Raw genomic sequence first — 18,312 nt, 5'->3', positions numbered from 1 at the left:
CAGGAGGGCGGGAGCATGAGCGGAGCACTGCGCGTGGCGACACGGGGCAGCGCTCTGGCGCGCGCCCAGACCGGCCACGTCGTCGCTGCGCTGACGGAGGCGACCGGGATCGAGATCGAGACGATCATAATCACCTCCGAGGGCGACCGCTCCAAGGAGTCGCTGGCCAGCCTCGGCGGCACCGGTGTCTTCGCCAGTGCGCTCCGCGAGGCCCTGCTCGCCGGCGAGTGCGACTTGATCGTGCACTCGCTCAAAGACCTGCCCACCGCGCCGTACGACGGTCTCGTGCTCGGCGCCGTCCCCGAGCGCGAAGACCCGCGCGACGCCCTCTGCACCCGCGACGGACTCACCCTCGACGAGCTGCCCGAAGGCGCCTCGGTGGGCACCGGCTCGCCGCGCCGGGTGGCTCAACTGCTCTCGCTCCGGCCCGATCTGCGGATCGTCGACATCCGCGGCAACGTCGACACCCGTCTCGGTCGCGTGCGGGACGGCGACCTGGACGCCGTGGTGCTCGCGGCAGCCGGGCTCGGTAGGCTGGGTAGGCTGGACGCAGCATCCGAACTCTTCGCACTCGATCTCTGGCCCACTGCGCCGGGCCAGGGTGCGCTCGCGATCGAGACCCGAGAGGGAGACAGCATCCCCGAACTGCTGAGCATCGAACACCCGCCCACACGCACGGCGATCCTCGCCGAGCGTGCGGTGCTCGCTGCCCTCGAGGCGGGATGCGCGGCTCCGATCGGGGCTGCGGCCACCGTCGCCGACGACGAACTCCACCTCTCGGCCACCGTCTACCAGGCCGACGGCGCCGCCGAGCTGGGCTGCGAGCGATCCGCCAGCCTCCTGGGCGACGATCTGCTCGTGGCCGACCTGCTCGGCCAGGCCGTGGCCGCCCAGCTGATGGAAGACGGGGCTGCCGAGATCGCACCCCTCGGCCCGGGCGGCGCAGAGTGACCGCCTGGTCGCAGCGCCCGCTCGGCGGCTGGCGCATCCTCGTTCCCCGTGGTGGACCGTGGGGCCACGGCGTCGCGGCCGACCTGCGGGCCGTCGGCGCCAAACCGATCGTCGCGCCGATGATCAACTTCGCTCCCACCGAAGACGCCGAGACCCTCGAGCGCGCCCTGCAGGCCCTCGCCGCCGGCTCGTTCGACTGGCTGACCATGACCAGTGCGACGACGGTCGACGTGCTCACCGCCCACCAGGCCGTCGTTCCGCCGGAGACCCACATCGCCGCCGTCGGCGAGACGACCGCCGCCGCCCTCACCGCGGCCGGGTACAAGGTCGACCTCGTGCCGCCGGAGGACAACTCCGCGAAGGGCCTGCTGCGCGAGCTCAAGCGCTTCGAGCAGTTCGGCCCGGAGCTGCGCGTGCTCACGCTCCGCAGCGACATCGCGAAACCGGTGCTCACCGAGGGGCTGATCAAGCGCGGCCACACCGTCGAGTCGGTCGTGGCCTATCGCACCATCGGGGTGGAGGTCGATCCGCAGATCCGCGCCGACGTGGCCGCCGGGGCGATCGACGCGGTCTTCGTGACCTCGGGATCCGTCGCCGAGCAGGTGCAGCTTCAGCTGGGGCCGGTGCCGGAATCGACGCTCGTGGCCGCGATCGGCCCGCGCACGGCCGACGACGCGCGCGCCTACGGCCTTCGGGTGGACGTGATCGCCAAGGGCCGCTCCTCCGAATCGCTGATCAACTCGGTGATCGAGGTGGCCAACGCCCGCCGCGCCGAGGACCGCGACGAGGACGACCGCTCCGACTTCTGAGTGCGGGGCCGGCCGTCTCCACCGGGCCTCACCTGGGCCACACCGGCCGGAACTGCACGCTGATGCGCGGCCCGACCGCCTGCTTGGTCTTCAACACGGCGTGCTCGTGGGTGCGCTGACAGCTGCCGCCCATCACCACCAGATCGCCGTGCCCGACCGGGAAGCGCAGCGTCTCGCCTCCGCCCTTCGGCCGGACGGAGAGGGTTCTGGCCGCCCCCACCGACACGATCGCCACCATCGTGTCGCGATCGATGGTGCGACCGACCCGATCGCCGTGCCAGGCCACGCTGTCGTCGCCGGTGCGGTAGAAGCACAGCCCGGCCGTCTGGAACACCTGACCGGGCGGGCGCCCGTAGTGCTCGTTCAGAGCATCCTGAGCCCGGGTGAGCACGAGATCGGGGTAGACCGACCCGGCGCCGAAGCGGGAGACGAGCCGGGGCACCTCCACCACGCGGTCGTACATCTCCCGCCGGTCGGCCTGCCAGGGCACGTCGACCGCGAGGCGCTCGAACAGCGCGTCGGAGTTGGAGACCCACCCCGGCCGCAGGTCGATCCAGGCCCCGTCGCCGAGCACGGTGCGCTGCACGGTGCCCCCGAGACCCTCCAGGCCGGGGTCGGCGTCGAGGTCGTCGAAGAGCGAGGTCTGGAAGTCGATGTTCATGTCGCCATCGTACGCACATTCGAACATGTGTTCGACTTAATTGTCGCGCCCTGTGGAGAACGGGCCGGCTCTGCACAGGCGGCCGACGTCCAGCACGGTCGGCATAGGCTGGAGACATGAGTTCAGGATCGTTCCCCGATGTCCGGCCGCGCCGGCTCCGCTCCACCCCGGCGATGCGCCGGCTGGTCGCCGAGACGCGGATCGATCCGGCGCAACTCGTGCTGCCGCTGTTCGTGCGCGACGACGTGGTGGAGCCCGTTGCGCTCACCTCCATGCCCGGCGTGCTGCAGCACAGCTTCGACAGCCTGAAGGCCGCTGTCACCGAGGCGGCGGAGGCCGGCCTCGGCGGGGTGATGCTGTTCGGCGTGCCGGCCGACCAGGCCAAAGACGCTCAGGGCACCGCGGCCACCGACCCCGACGGCGTGCTCAACGCCGCCACCCGCGTCGTGGCGGCCGAGGTGGGAGACGCCCTCGTGGTGCAGACCGATCTCTGTCTCGACGAGTTCACCGACCACGGCCACTGCGGCGTGCTCGACGCCCGCGGCGCGGTCGACAACGACGCCACGCTGCTGCGCTATCGCGACATGGCGCTCGAGCAGGCGCGCGCGGGCTCTCAGCTGCTCGGCCTCTCCGGCATGATGGACGGCCAGGTGGCGGCGGTGCGCACCGCGCTCGACGCCGAGGGCTTCGAGGAGGTCGCCCTGCTCGCCTATGCCGCCAAGTACGCCTCCGCCTTCTACGGCCCGTTCCGGGAGGCCGTCGGATCGACGCTGCGCGGCGACCGCAAGACCTACCAGCTCGACCCCGCGAACCGCCGCGAAGGCCTGCGCGAAGCCGTGCTCGACGTGGAGGAGGGCGCCGACATCGTGATGGTGAAGCCCGCGCTCAGCTACCTGGATCTGGTCGCCGACGTGTCAGCGGCCGTTCCCGTGCCGGTCTGGGCGTATCAGGTGTCGGGCGAGTACGCGATGATCGAGGCCGCCGCGGCCAACGGTTGGATCGATCGGGAGCGCGCCATCCTCGAATCGCTCGTGAGCATCCGCCGCGCCGGCGCCGACGCGGTGCTCACCTACTGGGCGGTCGAGGTCGCCCGTGCTCTGAAGGGATCAGCATGACAGGGATCCGCATGACCGCGGTCACAGACACCACCACCGCCGCGTCGCTCGGCGTGAGCAACGCCGAGCAGTTCGAGCGGGCCCAGCGCTCCATCCCGGGCGGCGTCAACTCGCCCGTGCGCGCCTTCCGCTCGGTGGGCGGCACCCCCCGCTTCCTGGTCTCCGCGCGCGGGCCGTATGTCACCGACTCGGAGGGCGTCGAGTACGTCGACCTGGTGAGCTCGTGGGGCCCCGCCATCCTCGGCCACGCGCACCCCGAGGTGGTGTCCGCCGTGCAGGAGGCCGCCGCGCGCGGGCTCTCGTTCGGCGCCACGACGCCGGCCGAGACCGATCTGGCCGAGCTCGTGCGCGGGCGCGTGGAGGCCGGCGGTGTGCACCCGGTCGAGAAACTCCGCCTCGTCTCCACCGGCACCGAGGCCACGATGACCGCCATCCGGCTGGCCCGCGGGTTCACCGGCCGCGACGTGCTGATCAAGTTCGCCGGCCACTACCACGGGCACTCCGACTCGCTGCTGGCGGAGGCCGGATCGGGGCTCGCCACGCTCGCCCTCCCCGCCTCGGCGGGCGTCCCCGCCGCCACGGCCGCCCTCACGATCGTGCTGCCCTACAACGACCTCGGGGCCGTGCGCGAGGTGTTCTCGGCGCGCGGCGACGAGATCGCCGCCATCATCGTCGAGGCGGCGCCGGCCAACATGGGCGTGGTGCCGCCGGCGGCCGGCTTCAACGCGGCTCTCGCCGACATCGCGCACGCCCACGGCTCGCTGCTGATCGTCGACGAGGTGCTCACCGGGTTCCGGGTGGGCCCCGCGGGCTGGTGGGGCCTGGAGAATCCGGGTCACCCGGTGGCCGAACCGCATCAGGATGCTCCGGACGAGCTTCCCGTGCCGGCGTACGTGCCCGACCTCGTGACCTTCGGCAAGGTGGTGGGCGGCGGGATGCCGCTGGCCGCGCTGGGCGGGCGGGCCGACGTGATGGACCACCTCGCGCCGCTCGGCCCGGTGTACCAGGCCGGCACACTCTCGGGCAATCCGGTGGCGGTGGCCGCAGGGCTCGCCACCCTCCGCCTGGCCGACGCCTCGGTCTACGCCGCGCTGGACGCCACGGCCGGCACCGTCTCCTCGGCGGTGTCGGAGGCGCTCACGGCGGCCGGGGTCGCGCACAGCGTGCAGCGGGCCGGAAACCTGTTCAGCTTCACCTTCGGTTCCGACGTGGCACCGCGGAACTACGCGCAGGTGCAGCAGCAGGAGGCGTTCCGCTACGCTCCGTTCTTCCACTCGATGCTCGACGCCGGGGTCTCGCTCCCGCCCTCGGTCTACGAGGCGTGGTTCGTCACCGCCGCGCACGACGAGGCCGCGATCGGGCGGATCCTCGACGCCCTGCCGGCCGCGGCGGCGGCCGCCGCGGCAGCCCGCCGATAGATTCCCGAATCGTTATATCGCCCGCCGATGCAAACCCTGCCCTTCTTCAGCCAAGCCACGGCAGACTAGGACCATGGCCGTTCTCTTCGTCCACACCGATCGCCTCGAGATCCGTCTCACCCGCGCCGAGAAGGTGCTGTCGCTGCGCCGCACCGACCTCGTGGTGCCGCTGGAGAGCATCCGCTCGGCCGCGCTCACCGACGACCCGTGGGTGTGGGTGCGCGGCATCCGGGCGCCGGGAGCGGCGATCCCGCTCACCCTGGCGGTGGGCACGTGGAAGTTCCACGACGGCAAAGACTTCCTGCTCGTCAAGGGCACCCGCACCTCGGTGGTGATCGACCTCGAGGGTCAGGAGTTCTCGCGGCTGATCATCACCACCTCGCACTCGATCGAGCTGCTGCGCGCCCTGCGGCTGCCGCCGCTGGAGGGCACCGAGATCATCGACTGACCCCGGCGGCACCCGCCTCGCGGCACCGACCAGCTTCGCACCGAACAGCTCAGAGCGCCGGATCGACCACCGTGCGCCCGCGCACCTGACCGTCGAGGATCCGTTCGGCCACCTCGAGCGCGCCGCTCAGCGGCACGGTCTCGGTCATCGAGTCGAGCGCCGCGAGGTCGAGCTCCGACGCCAGCGCGGCCCACGCCCGCTCCCGCAGCGCGAGCGGCGCCTCCACCGAGTTGGCCCCGGTGAGGGTGACCGAGCGCAGGATGAACGGCATCACGCTGGCCGGCAGGTCGCCACCCTGGGCGAGACCGCAGGCCACGACCGTGCCGCCGTAGTTCGTCTGCGCCAGGATGTTCGCGAGGGTGTGGCTGCCCACGCTGTCGACGGCGCCCGCCCAGCGCTGGCGTTGCAGCGGCTTGCCGGCCTCGCCCAGCGGCGCGCGGTCGATCACCTCCGAGGCCCCCAGCCCGGTGAGATACCCGCCCTGCTCCTGCACCCGGCCCGTGGATGCCACGACCGTGTAGCCGCGCGACGCGAGGAGGGACACCGCGATCGAGCCGACCCCGCCCGCGGCGCCGGTGACCAGCACCTCGCCGGCATCCGGAGTCACGCCCGCGTCGTCGAGCGCCAGCACGGCGAGCATGGCGGTGAAGCCCGCCGTTCCGATCGCCGCCGCCCGCTGCGCAGAGATGCTGTCGGGAAGCGCGATCAGCGCATCCGGTCGCACCCGCGCCCGCGTCGCGAGGCCACCGTGCCGGGATTCGCCGATGCCGTCACCGGTCAGCACCACGAGGTCGCCCACGGCGAACCGCGGTGAACCGGAGGCCGCGACCCGGCCCACCACGTCGATGCCCGCGACCAACGGCCACTCGCGCACGACGCCCGGGCGGCCGAGCAGTGCCAGGCCGTCCTTGTAGTTGATGCCGGAGAACAGCACGTCGAGATCGACGGCCTGGTCGCCGCCGGTGCCGTCGAAGAACTCCCGCTCGTCGATCTCGAGCAGCTGCGCCCTCGATCCCTTCTCGGTCACCACGAGTGCGTCGGCCACGGCTTCTCCTTCGTCGGACGTGCTTCCTCGAACAGAGGGCGGATGCGGAACGGATCCGCTCTCCACGCTAGCCCCGCGACCGGCTCACGACACGTCGCGGCGCCAGCTGGTGACGTAGCCGATCACCGTGGCCACCACCGCGATGCCGGCGAGCACGAGCCCGCCCTGCCACCACTCCAGACCGGTGCCCGCGGGCGTGGCGATCAAGAAGATGCTCGACCCCACCAGGGCGTCGCTGGCCGCACCCGGCAGGAACTGGCCCAGCTGCGCCGACCAGTCGGTGATGCTCGAGCCGAACCGCAGCAGCGGCTCGAGGAACTGCGTGAACGCCAGCACGATCACGATCGCGGCGACCTGGCTGGGCACCAGGGTGCCGAGGCCGACGCCGATCACGGCCCAGAGCGCCATCGCCAGCACCGATCGCCCGACGAAGGCCCAGATCTCGGGCTCGCCGAGCAGCGGATCCACGCCGAACCCCGCGAGGACGCCCGCACCGGCACCCATCGAGGCCAGCAGCGCGATCACGCCGAACACGGCACCCACCAGCAGCATCGTGATGAACTTGCCGCTCAGGGCCACCACCCGGCGCGGCTGAGCGAGGAAGGTGGGCGTGAGCGACTGGAAGCGGAACTCGCTGGTGACCGCGAGGGCGCCGAAGAGTACCGGGAAGACGTAGCCCACCGAGGTGGCGAAGCTGTAGATGAGCAGTGGCAGCTGGGCCTCGGGCACGACCGGCCCGCCGGCCCGCGTGCCGACCCCGCTCAGGATGGCCGCGAGGCCGCCGGCGCAGAGCGCCACGTAGCCGACCATGATGATCGCGAGCACCCACCACAGGCGCGTGCTGAGAACTTTCGTGAGTTCCGATCGGATGGCCGCGACGAGCTTCACAGCGCGCCCTCCTCTCCGACCAGGGCGAGGAAGGATTCCTCCAGGCCCGTGCGCTTCTGCGAGAGGGCCGTGAGCGGTATGCCCGCGTCGAAGGCGAGCCGGCCGATCTCGGCGGCCTCGGCGTTCTCCACCAGCACCCCCGAGCGCAGCGACGCGACCGTGTAGCCGGCCGAGCGGACGACCTCGGCCAGCCGGTCGCGGTCGTCGGCGTTCACCTGCACCTGCTTCGAGTCGGAGACGTCGAGGCTGGAGAGCTCGCCGCGGTGCACGAGCGTGCCGTGGGTGATGATGATCACCTCGTCGACGGTCTGCTGCACCTCGCTCAGCAGGTGCGAGCTGATCAGCACCGTGCGGCCCTCGGCGGCCATGCCGCGCAGCAGCAGGCGGATCCACTTGATGCCCTCGGGGTCGAGGCCGTTGATCGGCTCGTCGAGCACGAGCACCGCCGGGTCGCCGAGCAGGGCGAAGGCGAGGCCCAGCCGCTGGCGCATGCCCAGGGAGTAGCCGCCCACCCGGCGATCGGCGTAGCCGGAGAGTCCCACCTTCTCCAGCGCCGCATCCGGAGCGGTCTTGGGCAGGCCCGCGGCCTGCGCGTAGACGGCGAGATGATTGCGGGCGGATCGGCCCGGGTGGAAGCTCGCGGCCTCCAGGGAGGCGCCCACGGTGGCCAGCGGGGAGTCGAGCTCCGCGTAGGGCGTGCCGCCGAAGGTCGCCGTGCCGGAGGTGGGGCGCACGAGGCCGAGCAGCATCCGGAGCGACGTGGTCTTGCCGGCGCCGTTGGGCCCGAGGAACCCGGTGACCTGACCGGGTTCGACCGTGAGGCTGAGGTCGGAGACGGCGTCGACGGAGCCGAACGTCTTCGTCAGGTGAGCGAATTCGATGGGTACGCCGGTGGGCATGGATCGTGTCCTGTCGGTGTCCGGAGGGGGGTACGGCGGTGGTGGCCGTCTTTCCAGCCTAGGGTGGCGGTCGCGACTTGTCACAGCATTCAGGCGAAGCTGCGAGAATCGCAGGGACGAAAGGATGCCTTCGATGGCCGAGAGCGTGGAGCCCTCGCTCGACGATCTCGAGGAGGCCAGCCTCGTCGAGCACATTCGCCGTCGCACCTTCCGGGGCTCGGTCGGACTCGTCGTCGACAGCGCCTTCTTCCTGGTGGGCACACTCTCGGCCGCCTGGCTGGCGTACCTCGTGGTCACGGAGTCGTTCGCGCGCGGCTGGCAGCAGCTCTGGTTCCTGCTCGTGTTCTGGCTCGTGGTGGCCTATCTGCTGCTCCCGCGGGTGCACAGCATCCTGACCCTGTTCTACGTTCCCGACTACTTCATCGGCCGCGCGAAGACCCGAGAGGGTCTGCTCGGCGACCCGGTGAACGTCGCCTTCCGGGGCGAGGAACAGCAGATCCACGCGGCCATGATCCGGGCCGGCTGGCACACCGCCGACGACATGGGCCTGACCTCGGCGCTGCGCACCGTGCGTGGAACGCTGCTGCGGCGCAGCTACCCGGGTGCCCCCGTCTCCCGGCTCTACCTCTTCGGCAACGTGCAGGACTTCACCTATCAGCAGGAGGTGTCGGGCAATCCCTCCAAGCGGCACCACGTGCGCTTCTGGCGCTGCCCCCAGGGCTGGCTGCTGCCCGGCGGGCACACGGCCGACTGGCTGGCGGCCGGCACCTACGACCGCAGCATCGGCATCTCGTTCTTCACCCTGCAGGTGACGCACCGCATCGACAAGGAGACCGACAAGGAGCGCGACCACATCGTCTCGACGCTGATCGAGGCGAACGACCGGGCCTCGGTGGAGCTGATCCGCAACTTCTCAACCGGCTACCACCACGTGAACGGCGGCGGCGACGCCATCACCACCGACGGCGACCTGCCGGTGGTCGACCTGCGCGAGATCGAGGTGGAGACGGATGTCGACGGGGCGGCGACGCCTCTGGAGCCCACGGTGGCGCCCACCCCCTCCGCGGTCTTCTCCGAGACGCCGATCGCCGGGCGCCGCCGCCCGGCCTCGATCTACCTCGGCGTGCTGCTGATGGTGCTGCGCGTGCTGTCGGCGCTCGGCGCCGCCGCGGTGGTGGCCTTCTCGATCGGCGACGGCGAACTCGACCTTCGCACCCTCACCGGGGCGCTCACCCCCGCCGACGCGCACTTCCTGGCCTCGCTGGTGGCCGCTCTGTTCGTCTCGGTCGCCCTGCTGATCAGCGCGCTGTACTCCGTGCTCGCCTTCCTGATCTACCACGGCCACAACTGGGCGCGCTTCGCCGGGATGGGCATCAGCGCCGCGGCCGTGCTCGTCACCGCGCTCGACTTCATCAACGGAGGCCCCCAGATCACCCTGCAGACGAACCTGGTGGGGCTCTCCTTCGACGTGCTGGTGCTGCTCGCGCTCTCGGGCACCGAGGCCCGCAAGTTCTCGCACCGCCGGGCGGTGGAGCGCCGGGAGGCCCGCCGGCAGCGTCGGGAGGCGAAGCGCCTGCTCGGCCGGCTCAGCTGACGGTGCGCGTGCCCTCGGGCAGCCCGCCTCCCGCGTAGAGCCCGAGCGCGGCGTCCTGCAGCGCGGTGAGCGCCGCCCGCTGCGGCCAGGGACCGTAGGAGATGCGCGCGATGCCGAGCCGTTCGTACTCGGCCGGGGTGAGCGATCCGGGCCCGCCGATCACGCTCACCCGGCGCTCGCCGAGGCCCTCCACCAGCCGCTCGGCGAGGCCGCGGTCGATCGGCCCCGGCACGAAGACGCAGGCGGCCCCCGCGTCGAGGTAGGCGCGACCCCGCTCGATGGCGTCCTCGATCGCGTCGTCGAGCGGCCGGTCTCCGCGTCGCAGCAGCGCATCCGTGCGGGCGTTCAGCACGAAGCGCACGCCCTCGGCCTCGGCGGCCTTCATCACCTCGGCCACGTTCTCGACCGACTCGATGTGCGGCCGCAGGCCGTCTTCGAGGTTCGCGCCGACCACGCCCACGCCGATCGCCCTCCGCACCGTCTCGCCCGGGTCGCCGTAGCCGGCCTCGAGGTCGGCCGTGACGGGCAGGGTCGTGGACAGCGCGATGCGGCCGACGGCCTCGATCATCAGGTCGACCGGAATGCGCTCGCCGTCGTCGAATCCGTACGACGCGGCGATCGCGTGGCTCGCGGTGGCCAGCGCCTTCGTCTCGGGGAGGGCGGCGATCGCGGCGGCGCTCGCGACATCCCACACGTTCACGAGCGTGAGGATGCGGGGGGCGTGGTGCAGCGCGAGCAGCTCGTCGGCGCGGTCGTGGATGAGCTCATGGCTGGTCATGCGCCGAGCCTACGGTGCCGAGGGTGCGGCGGGACCTCCTGGGGATGGTTCCGGCCGCGGAGTCGGGCCGGGGAGTCAGGCCGGGACGTGCTCCGAGCATCCGATGGGGGAGGAGTCACCCGCGCACGCCTCGCACACCACGAGCTGCGACCGGCACGACGGCTCGGCGCAGTTCTGCAGGCGCGAGGTCGCGCTCCCGCAGCGCACGCAGTGGCCGATCACGGCCGCGCCGGGGGAGAAGGCGATCGATCCGCGGGCGTCGAAGACGTACAGCGACCCCTCCCAGAGGCCCTTGTCGCCATAGGTCTCGCCGTAGCGCACGATGCCGCCGTCGAGCTGGTACACCTCGCGGAAGCCGCGCGCGCTCATCAACGAGGAGAGCACCTCGCAGCGGATGCCGCCCGTGCAGTACGTCACCACCGGCCGGTCTTTGAGGTGGTCGTACCGCCCGCTGTCGAGCTCGGCGACGAAGTCGCGGGTGGTGGCGACATCCGGCACCACCGCGCCGCGGAACCGGCCGATCTCGGCCTCGAAGGCGTTGCGGCCGTCGAAGAACACCACCTCATCGCCGCGAGCCGCCACCTCGTCGACCAGCTCGTGCAGCTGCTCGGGCTGCAGCTTCACGCCGCCGCCCACCACACCCTGCGCGTCGACGCGCAGTTCATCGGGCGCACCGAAGCTCACGATCTCTTCGCGCACCTTCACGCTCAGGCGCGGGAAATCGGTGCTGGGGCGGTAGACGGTATGCCGCGAGGCCGGCTCGGGCTCGAGCCCCGTGCCCTCGCTCCACTTGGCGTCCAGGCCGGCGAAGGGGGCGAACTCGCGGGTCTTGCGCAGGTAGCGCTTGACCGCGTCCAGCTCGCCGCCGAGCGTGCCGTTGATGCCCTGGGAGGAGAGCAGGATGCGGCCGCGCAGCCCGAGCGACTCGCACAGATCGCGCTGCCAGAGCCGCACGGCCTCGGGATCGGCCACCGGCGCGAACACGTAGTAGAGGATGATCTTCGGCACGGCCACCCGGCGATCTTAGTCGGCGCGACTGCGGTGCCCGCCCGCGATCGGCCGTCCGTCTTGTAGACATCCGCACACGTCTTTTCGCTCCCGGATGCCGAACCCTACGATCGGGCTCGTGCATTTCTTCCTCCGAACCCTCTTCCAGTCCTGGCGTTCGCGGTTCCGCTCGCGGCTGGGCATGTGGGACGTCGCGTCGACGCCGTTCCGCGTGCTGCCGACGGATCTGGACGTGCTGAGGCACATGAACAACGGCGTCTACCTCTCCATCCTCGACATCGCGCGCCTGGACCTGATGGTGCGCAGCGGCATGTGGAGACGGCTGCAGGCGGTGGGCTGGTACCCGGTGGTGGTGTCGGAGACCATCAGCTTCCGGCGCTCGCTGCAGCTGTGGCAGCGCTTCGACGTGCAGACCCGGGTGCTGGGCTTCGACACCAAGGCGATCTACGTCGAGCAGCGCTTCGTGGTGGAGGGGGAGATCTTCGCGCAGGCCTACATCCGTGCGCGCTTCCTCAAGCGCAGCGGCGGCACGGTCACCGTCGACGAACTCGTCGGCCTGGCCGGCACCTCACCGGACTCCGCCGCGCTCCCGGACTGGGTGCGGCAGTGGGGTGCGGATGCGCAGCTGCCGCCGAGCCGGGCCGCCGCCCCGAGCGTCTGGAGCTGAGCGCTCCGACGAGGTGTGCGGTCCGCTTCCCGACCGGCTCCGCCTAGTCGCGGTCGAGTCCGTCTTCCAGCAGGGCCATCGCGGCGCTGTGACCGCCGAGGCCCGAGACCGCCCCACCGCGGCGTGAGCCCGATCCGCAGAGCAGGATGCGCGGATGCCGGGTGGCGACACCCCAGCGCTCGGCGGGGGTCGTGCGCGGCTCGTCGTCGTCGAGGAAGGGCCAGTCGAGGGCGCCATGGAAGATGTTGCCGCCCGGCAGTCCGAGAGCGCTCTCCAGGTCGGCCGTGGTCTTCGTCTCGATGCAGGGCTCGCCGTGGGCGTCGCGCAGCAGCAGCGGCTCGATCGGTTCCGCCAGCACGCTGTTCAGCGAAGCGAGCACGGCGGCCTGCAGCTCGGACGCGCCGGCCCCGAGGCGATGGGGTGTGTGCAGTCCGAAGACGGTCAGGGTGTGGGCGCCGGATGCCGCCAGCTCGGGCGAGAGGATGCTCGGGTCGGTCAGGGAGTGGCAGTAGATCTCGGCGGGGAGCGGGTCGGGCACCGCGCCGGTGGCCGCCTGCTCGAACGCACGCTCCAGCTGGGTCGCCGTCTCGTTGATGTGGAAGGTGCCACCGAAGGCCGCCTCCGGCCTCACCGCGGCGTCGAGCAGGCGCGGGAGCCGGGACAGCAGGAGGTTGACCTTCACCTGGGCGCCCTCGGGCATCCGCTCGCCCGTCGTCTGCTCTCCCGCCTCGCCCAGGAGTCGCTCCAGCACCGAGGGCGCCACGTTCGCGAGGATCGCCGCGCCCTCGAGGCGGGACTCGCCCTCGGCCGTGCGATAGGTCACCCGGCCATCGGGGTCGACGGAGGTGACCTCGGCGCCCGTGCGGATCTGCGCGCCGGCCCGCTCGGCGGCGCGCCTCAGCTCGCCGCTGACCGCGCCCATGCCGCCGACGGGCACGTCCCAGTCGCCCGTGCCGCCGCCGATCACGTGGTAGAGCAGGCAGATGTTCTGCCGCAGCGAGTCGTCGTCGAGGGAGGCGAAGGTGCCGATCAGGGCGTCCGTGGCCACGACCCCGCGCACGAGGTCGTTCGCGAAGCGGCTGCGGATGGCCTCGCCGACGGGGCGCTCGATGAAAGCGCGCCAGAGCTCGTCGTCGCCGAGCATCCGCCGGGCCTCGCTGCGCGTGGGCAGCGGTTCGAGCAGGGTCGGCCAGAAGGCGGCGGCCAGCCGGGAGAGCTCGGCACCGAAGGCGACGAGGGCCTCGGCGTCGGAGTCGGCGTCGATCGAGGCGAAGGATGCGCGGGTCGCCCGGGCGTCGTCGCGATCGATCAGCAGGCCACGGTCGGTGCCGGGAAGAGGGGTGTAGGAGGAGTAACGGCGGCGGCGGAGCTCGATCCGCAGGCCCAGCTCCTCAATGACGCGCCCCGGGAGCAGGCTGACGAGGTAGGAATAGCGGGACAGTTTCGCGTCCATGCCGGCAAAGGCATATGAGGAGACCGCGGCACCACCGACCTCGTCCAGGCGTTCGAGCACGCAGACACTCCGGCCGGCCTTGGCGAGGTAGGCGGCGGCGACGAGCCCGTTGTGGCCGCCTCCGACGACCACGACGTCGAAATTCTCCACAGGTCGCAAGTTGTCCACAGCTCGCATGGCATGAGCCTAGTCGGCACCCCCACGACCTATTCTCGAAGAATGGCCGAGCTGAACGACACCACCCCCGAATCCGCGGCGACCGATCTGGCCGGCGAGTCGGTGGAGCTGGCCCGTCGCTGGCTCGACGAGAGCCGAGATGCGGCGGTCGATCCCTCGGCCGCGCGGCTGGCGGGCGTGCTGAAAGACCCCGACGGGCTGGCGTTCACGGTGGGGTTCGTCGATGGCGTCGCGCGCCCCGAAGACGTGTCGGCGGCCGGCAAGAACCTGGCGCTGCTGGCCAAGAAGACGCCGCAGTTCCTGGCGTGGTACCTCCGCGCCGCGGTCACCGCGGGCGGCACGCTGGGCGAGGTGGTGCCCGGGGTGGTGGTGCCGGCCGCCCGGACGGTGCTGCGGTCGATGGTGGGTCACCTCATCGTCGACGCCCGGCCCTCGAAGTTCGGGCCGGCGGTGAAGGCGTTGCGCGAGAAGTCGGGCGGGGATGCCGTGCGGCTGAACATCAATCTGCTCGGCGAGGCGGTGCTCGGCGATCGCGAGGCGGCCAAGCGCCTGGAGGGCACGAAGGAGCTGCTGCAGCGCCCCGAGGTCGACTACGTCTCCGTCAAGGTCTCGTCGGTGGTGGGCGAGCTCTCGCTGTGGGGCTTCGACCGCACGGTCGAGGAGATCGCGCAGACCCTCATGCCGCTGTACCGGATCGCGGCCCAGCGCGGCATCCTCGGTCTGGAGACCGGGGGCCACGGCTCGCGCCGCAAGTTCATCAACCTCGACATGGAGGAGTACCGCGATCTCGATCTGACCATCGCGGTCTTCCAGCGCATCCTCGACGAGCCCGACCTGCTCGACTACGAGGCCGGCATCGTGCTGCAGGCCTACCTGCCCGATGCCCTCGGCGCCCTCCAGCGGCTGCACGCCTGGGCCGCCGAGCGCCGGGCGCGCGGCGGCGCTCCCATCAAGGTGCGCGTGGTGAAGGGCGCCAACCTCGCGCTCGAGCACGTCGACGCCGTGCTGCACGGCTGGCCGCAGGCCCCGTACGGCTCGAAGCAGGAGACCGACACCAATTACAAGCGGGTGCTCGACTGGGCGCTGCGCCCCGAGCACACGGATGCGGTGCGGATCGGTGTCGCCGGTCACAACCTCTTCGACGTGGCCTGGGCCTGGCTGCTGGCGGGCCGGCGCGGTGTCACCGAGGCGGTCGAGTTCGAGATGCTGCTCGGTATGGCGACCGCGCAGGCGGAGGCCGTGCGCAAGACCGTCGGGCAGCTGCTGCTGTACACGCCCGTCGTGTCCCCGGCCGAGTTCGACGTGGCGATCGGCTACCTGGTGCGGCGGCTGGAGGAGAACGCCGGCAGCGAGAACTTCCTCTCCTCGGTGTTCGACCTCGCCGACTCGCCCGCCGCCTTCGAGAAGGAGCGCGACCGCTTCCTGGCCTCGCTGGCCGCGCTCGAGGCCGATCCGGAGACCGTGCCCGAGCCCAACCGCCGGCAAGACCGGCTGGCCGGCGAGATCGAGCCCGCGGGTGCCCTCTTCGAGAACACCGCCGACACCGATCCCTCCCTCGCGGTGAACCGGGCCTGGGGGGCGCGCATCCTCGCGCGGGTTCCGGGGTCGGCTCTCGGCACCGAGACCATCGAGGCCGCCCTCGTCTCCGACCCCGATGCGCTGGAGGCCGTGATCGCCGGAGCGGTCGAGGCCGGCACCGCGTGGGGCGCGCGGCCGGCGTCCGAGCGGGCCGGGTTCATCCGCCGGGCCGGCTACGCGCTCGAGGCCGACCGCGACCGCCTGATCGAGGTGATGGCCGCCGAGACCGGCAAGACGATCGACCAGGCCGATCCGGAGGTCAGCGAGGCGATCGACTTCGCCCGGTACTACGCCCACACCGCCGTGGAGCTGGATGCGGTCGACGGCGCGGCCTTCGTGCCCTCGAAGCTCACCGTGGTGGCGCCGCCCTGGAACTTCCCCGTGGCCATCCCGGCCGGGTCGGCGCTCGCCGCGCTCGCGGCCGGCAGCGCGGTCATCCTCAAGCCGGCGCCGCAGTCCAAGCGTTCGGCGGCGGTGCTCGCCGAGGCGCTCTGGGAGTCGGGCATCCCCCGCGACCTCCTGGTGCTCGTCGACCTCGACGAAGGGGAGCTGGGGCAGCAGCTGATCGCCGACGAGCGGGTCGACCGGGTCATCCTCACCGGCGCCTACGAGACGGCGGAGCTGTTCCGCTCCTGGCGGCCCGACCTCCCCCTGCTGGCCGAGACCAGCGGCAAGAACGCGATCGTGGTCACGCCGAGTGCCGACCTCGATCTCGCGGTGGCCGACATCGTGTCGAGCGCCTTCGGCCACGCCGGGCAGAAGTGCTCGGCGGCGAGCCTGGTCATCCTGGTCGGCTCGGCCGGCCAGTCCAAGCGGTTCACCCGTCAGCTGGTGGATGCGGTGAGCTCACTGCGGGTGGGGTATCCCGACGACCCCTCCGTGCAGGTGGGCCCGCTGATCGAACCGGCGGCGGGCAAGCTGGCCGAGGCGCTCACGACCCTGGGCTCCGGAGAGCGCTGGCTGGTCGAGCCGAAGCAACTCGACGACTCCGGCCGGCTCTGGTCGCCGGGGGTGCGCGACGGTGTGCTGCCGGGAACCCCGTTCCACCTCACCGAGTACTTCGGGCCGGTTCTCGGCATCCTGCACGCTCCCACCCTGGAGAAGGCGATCGAGCTGCAGAACGCCGTGCCGTACGGGCTCACGGCGGGTCTCCAATCGCTCGACGCGGCCGAGATCGAGCTCTGGCTGGCGACCGTGCAGGCCGGCAACCTCTACGTCAACCGCGGCATCACCGGAGCGATCGTGCGCCGGCAGCCCTTCGGGGGCTGGAAGCGCTCGTCGGTCGGCGCCGGAGCCAAGGCGGGAGGCCCGAACTACCTCGTGCACCTCGGCTCGTGGCACGACGAGCCGGGCGCGCCGAGCGAGGGCCTCAGTCTCGCCGGGCTCGATGCGCGGGTCGTGGCGCTGCTCGAGGCCTCCACCGGTGGGCTCGAGTGGAGTGATTTCGACGTCGCGCGGCGTGGAGCCAAGAGCGATCAGGCGGCCTGGGAGACCACGTTCGTCGCGCGCGACGAGTCGGCACTCGGGATCGAGTCGAACGTGTTGCGTTACGTCTCGGTGCCCGTGCAGCTGCGCCTGTCGGAAGGGCGGCCGCTGCATGAACTGGTGCGGGTGCTCGCGGCGGGCACACTCGCGCGTTCGGCGATGACCGTGAGCTCGGCGCTCAAGCTGCCGAGGCCGTTGCGGGCACTGCTGAAGGAGCGCGGCGTCCGGGTCGTGATCGAGAAGGATGCGGCATTCGTGAAGCGCGCCGGCGATCTCGTCGGTCAGGTGTCGCGCATCCGGCTGATCGGTGGCGACGCCCACGCTCTGGCCGAGGCGCTCGGCGGGTCGGCGGAGGTCGCCGTGCACGCCGGCGAGGTGACGCAGGCCGGGCGGATCGAGTTGCTGCCCTTCGTGGTGGAGCAGTCGATCAGCATCACGAACCATCGTTTCGGCAACCCGAGTGCGCTCACCCGAGGGCTGCTGCCACCAGCCTGAGGGCCTCGTCGGCCGTCACTCCCAGACTCGCGGCACGGTCGGCATAGGCGCGTGCCGCGGCCTGCAGCTCGCGCTGCGCCGGTGAGCCGGAGGCGGCCACGAACGAGCCGAGGCGGCCGCGGGTCTCGATCAGGGCATCCGTCTCGAGTTCGCGGTACGAGCGGGCCACGGTGTTGACTGCCACGCCCAGCTCGGCCGCCAGGGCGCGCACGGTGGGCAGTTTCGCGCCCGCCGCCAGCTCACCCGACGCGATCGCATCGCGGATCCGCGCGCGGATCTGCTCGAACGGCGGCGTGGCGGCGTCCGGCTGCAGGTCGATGGCGATCTCCACCACGCCCGCTACCGCCGGATCAGGTTCGACAGCACGATGGCGCTGCGGGTGTGGTCGACGTTCGGGGCGATCCGCACCCGTTCCAGCGCATCCTCGAGGCTCGGGATGTCGCGCGAGCGGATGTGCACGATCGCGTCGGCGCTGCCCGTGACGGTGCCGGCGTCGACGACCTCGGGAACGCCGGAGAGGATGCGCTTCAGCTCCGCCGGGGCGACCGTGCCGCGGCAGAACAGCTCGACGTAGGCCTCGGTGACGGTGCCGTCGAGGGCGGGGTTCAGCTGGATGGTGAACCCGGTGATCACGTTGTCGGCCACCAGGCGGTCGATGCGGCGTTTGACGGCCGAGGCGGAGAGGCCGATGACCTGCCCGATGTCGCCGTATCCGCTCCGGGAGTTGATCTTGAGCAGGTCGATGATGCGGTGGTCCAAAGCGTCCATCCCGCGATCGTACGCCCGATTCTTGCGTGCTTCGCCCCGCCCCGCGTGATTCGCCTGAGCGATGGCGGCAAACGC

At 71.7% G+C, this 18,312-nt stretch carries 17 protein-coding genes; 8 read left to right on the top strand and 9 right to left on the bottom strand.

Going from position 1 to position 18,312, the window contains the following annotated elements:
• The first annotated feature begins 15 nt into the window (after nt 1-15).
• Both hemC and ACN4JJ_RS06825 read left to right on the top strand, forming a co-directional pair.
• On the top strand, nt 16-951 hold the full coding sequence (hemC, locus tag ACN4JJ_RS06830; protein ID WP_440709163.1) for a hydroxymethylbilane synthase: 936 nt from the start codon (nt 16-18) through the stop codon (nt 949-951).
• On the top strand, nt 948-1,760 hold the full coding sequence (locus ACN4JJ_RS06825) for a uroporphyrinogen-III synthase (RefSeq protein ID WP_440709162.1): 813 nt from the start codon (nt 948-950) through the stop codon (nt 1,758-1,760). Before hemC ends, ACN4JJ_RS06825 begins: the two co-directional genes overlap by 4 nt.
• Before the next feature lie 28 nt (nt 1,761-1,788).
• Here ACN4JJ_RS06825 and ACN4JJ_RS06820 read toward each other — a convergent pair whose 3' ends face one another.
• A complete protein-coding gene (locus tag ACN4JJ_RS06820; protein ID WP_440709161.1) occupies nt 1,789-2,421 on the bottom strand; it encodes an alpha-ketoglutarate-dependent dioxygenase AlkB in 633 nt (210 codons plus the stop codon).
• Nucleotides 2,422-2,537: 116 nt separating this feature from the next.
• Here ACN4JJ_RS06820 and hemB point away from each other — a divergent pair, with 116 nt between their 5' ends.
• The 3 genes from hemB to ACN4JJ_RS06805 all read left to right on the top strand — a co-directional run bounded on the left by hemB (nt 2,538) and on the right by ACN4JJ_RS06805 (nt 5,402).
• Entirely contained in the window at nt 2,538-3,536 is a 999-nt protein-coding gene (hemB, locus tag ACN4JJ_RS06815; protein WP_440709160.1) for a porphobilinogen synthase, read from the top strand.
• 11 nt (nt 3,537-3,547) lie between these two features.
• Entirely contained in the window at nt 3,548-4,954 is a 1,407-nt protein-coding gene (hemL, locus tag ACN4JJ_RS06810; protein ID WP_440709159.1) for a glutamate-1-semialdehyde 2,1-aminomutase, read from the top strand.
• A 73-nt stretch (nt 4,955-5,027) separates the two neighbouring features.
• Complete coding sequence (locus ACN4JJ_RS06805) at nt 5,028-5,402, top strand: hypothetical protein (RefSeq protein ID WP_440709158.1); 375 nt, start codon at nt 5,028-5,030, stop codon at nt 5,400-5,402.
• 49 nt (nt 5,403-5,451) lie between these two features.
• Here ACN4JJ_RS06805 and ACN4JJ_RS06800 read toward each other — a convergent pair whose 3' ends face one another.
• The 3 genes from ACN4JJ_RS06800 to ACN4JJ_RS06790 all read right to left on the bottom strand — a co-directional run bounded on the left by ACN4JJ_RS06800 (nt 5,452) and on the right by ACN4JJ_RS06790 (nt 8,234).
• Entirely contained in the window at nt 5,452-6,447 is a 996-nt protein-coding gene (locus ACN4JJ_RS06800; RefSeq protein ID WP_440709157.1) for an MDR family oxidoreductase, read from the bottom strand.
• Nucleotides 6,448-6,531: 84 nt separating this feature from the next.
• A complete protein-coding gene (locus tag ACN4JJ_RS06795; protein ID WP_440709156.1) occupies nt 6,532-7,335 on the bottom strand; it encodes an ABC transporter permease in 804 nt (267 codons plus the stop codon).
• Entirely contained in the window at nt 7,332-8,234 is a 903-nt protein-coding gene (locus ACN4JJ_RS06790; RefSeq protein WP_440709155.1) for an ABC transporter ATP-binding protein, read from the bottom strand. Before ACN4JJ_RS06790 ends, ACN4JJ_RS06795 begins: the two co-directional genes overlap by 4 nt.
• 133 nt (nt 8,235-8,367) lie before the next feature.
• Here ACN4JJ_RS06790 and ACN4JJ_RS06785 point away from each other — a divergent pair, with 133 nt between their 5' ends.
• Complete coding sequence (locus ACN4JJ_RS06785; RefSeq protein WP_440709154.1) at nt 8,368-9,828, top strand: LssY C-terminal domain-containing protein; 1,461 nt, start codon at nt 8,368-8,370, stop codon at nt 9,826-9,828.
• Here the strand turns inward: ACN4JJ_RS06785 and ACN4JJ_RS06780 are convergent.
• Both ACN4JJ_RS06780 and trhO read right to left on the bottom strand, forming a co-directional pair.
• Nucleotides 9,821-10,606, bottom strand: coding sequence for an isocitrate lyase/PEP mutase family protein (locus ACN4JJ_RS06780; protein ID WP_440709153.1), 786 nt, complete (start codon nt 10,604-10,606; stop codon nt 9,821-9,823). The two genes, ACN4JJ_RS06785 and ACN4JJ_RS06780, sit on opposite strands and share 8 nt — an antisense overlap.
• Before the next feature lie 75 nt (nt 10,607-10,681).
• Complete coding sequence (trhO, locus tag ACN4JJ_RS06775) at nt 10,682-11,620, bottom strand: oxygen-dependent tRNA uridine(34) hydroxylase TrhO (protein WP_440709152.1); 939 nt, start codon at nt 11,618-11,620, stop codon at nt 10,682-10,684.
• 88 nt (nt 11,621-11,708) lie between these two features.
• Between trhO and ACN4JJ_RS06770 the strand changes: the two genes are divergently transcribed.
• Nucleotides 11,709-12,281, top strand: a complete 573-nt coding sequence (locus ACN4JJ_RS06770; protein ID WP_440709151.1) for an acyl-CoA thioesterase — start codon at nt 11,709-11,711, stop codon at nt 12,279-12,281.
• Between the two features lie 43 nt (nt 12,282-12,324).
• Here ACN4JJ_RS06770 and ACN4JJ_RS06765 read toward each other — a convergent pair whose 3' ends face one another.
• Complete coding sequence (locus ACN4JJ_RS06765) at nt 12,325-13,911, bottom strand: phytoene desaturase family protein (RefSeq protein ID WP_440709150.1); 1,587 nt, start codon at nt 13,909-13,911, stop codon at nt 12,325-12,327.
• Nucleotides 13,912-13,953: 42 nt separating this feature from the next.
• On the opposite strand from ACN4JJ_RS06765, the gene ACN4JJ_RS06760 reads away from it, so the two are divergent.
• Complete coding sequence (locus tag ACN4JJ_RS06760; RefSeq protein ID WP_440709149.1) at nt 13,954-17,469, top strand: bifunctional proline dehydrogenase/L-glutamate gamma-semialdehyde dehydrogenase; 3,516 nt, start codon at nt 13,954-13,956, stop codon at nt 17,467-17,469.
• Here the strand turns inward: ACN4JJ_RS06760 and ACN4JJ_RS06755 are convergent.
• Together ACN4JJ_RS06755 and ACN4JJ_RS06750 are read right to left on the bottom strand one after the other, a co-directional pair.
• Nucleotides 17,441-17,800 (bottom strand): GntR family transcriptional regulator, encoded by a 360-nt coding sequence (locus ACN4JJ_RS06755; protein ID WP_440709148.1) that lies wholly within the window; start codon nt 17,798-17,800, stop codon nt 17,441-17,443. The genes ACN4JJ_RS06760 and ACN4JJ_RS06755 overlap by 29 nt on opposite strands.
• Nucleotides 17,801-17,808: 8 nt before the next feature.
• Nucleotides 17,809-18,237, bottom strand: coding sequence for an Lrp/AsnC family transcriptional regulator (locus ACN4JJ_RS06750; RefSeq protein ID WP_290804959.1), 429 nt, complete (start codon nt 18,235-18,237; stop codon nt 17,809-17,811).
• Between the last annotated feature and the right edge of the window lie 75 nt (nt 18,238-18,312).

Source organism: Herbiconiux dendrobii, assembly GCF_052048175.1.
Lineage (GTDB): Bacteria > Actinomycetota > Actinomycetes > Actinomycetales > Microbacteriaceae > Herbiconiux.
Note: the sequence above shows the minus strand (reverse complement) of the source record. Positions and strands in the feature narration are given on the sequence as shown.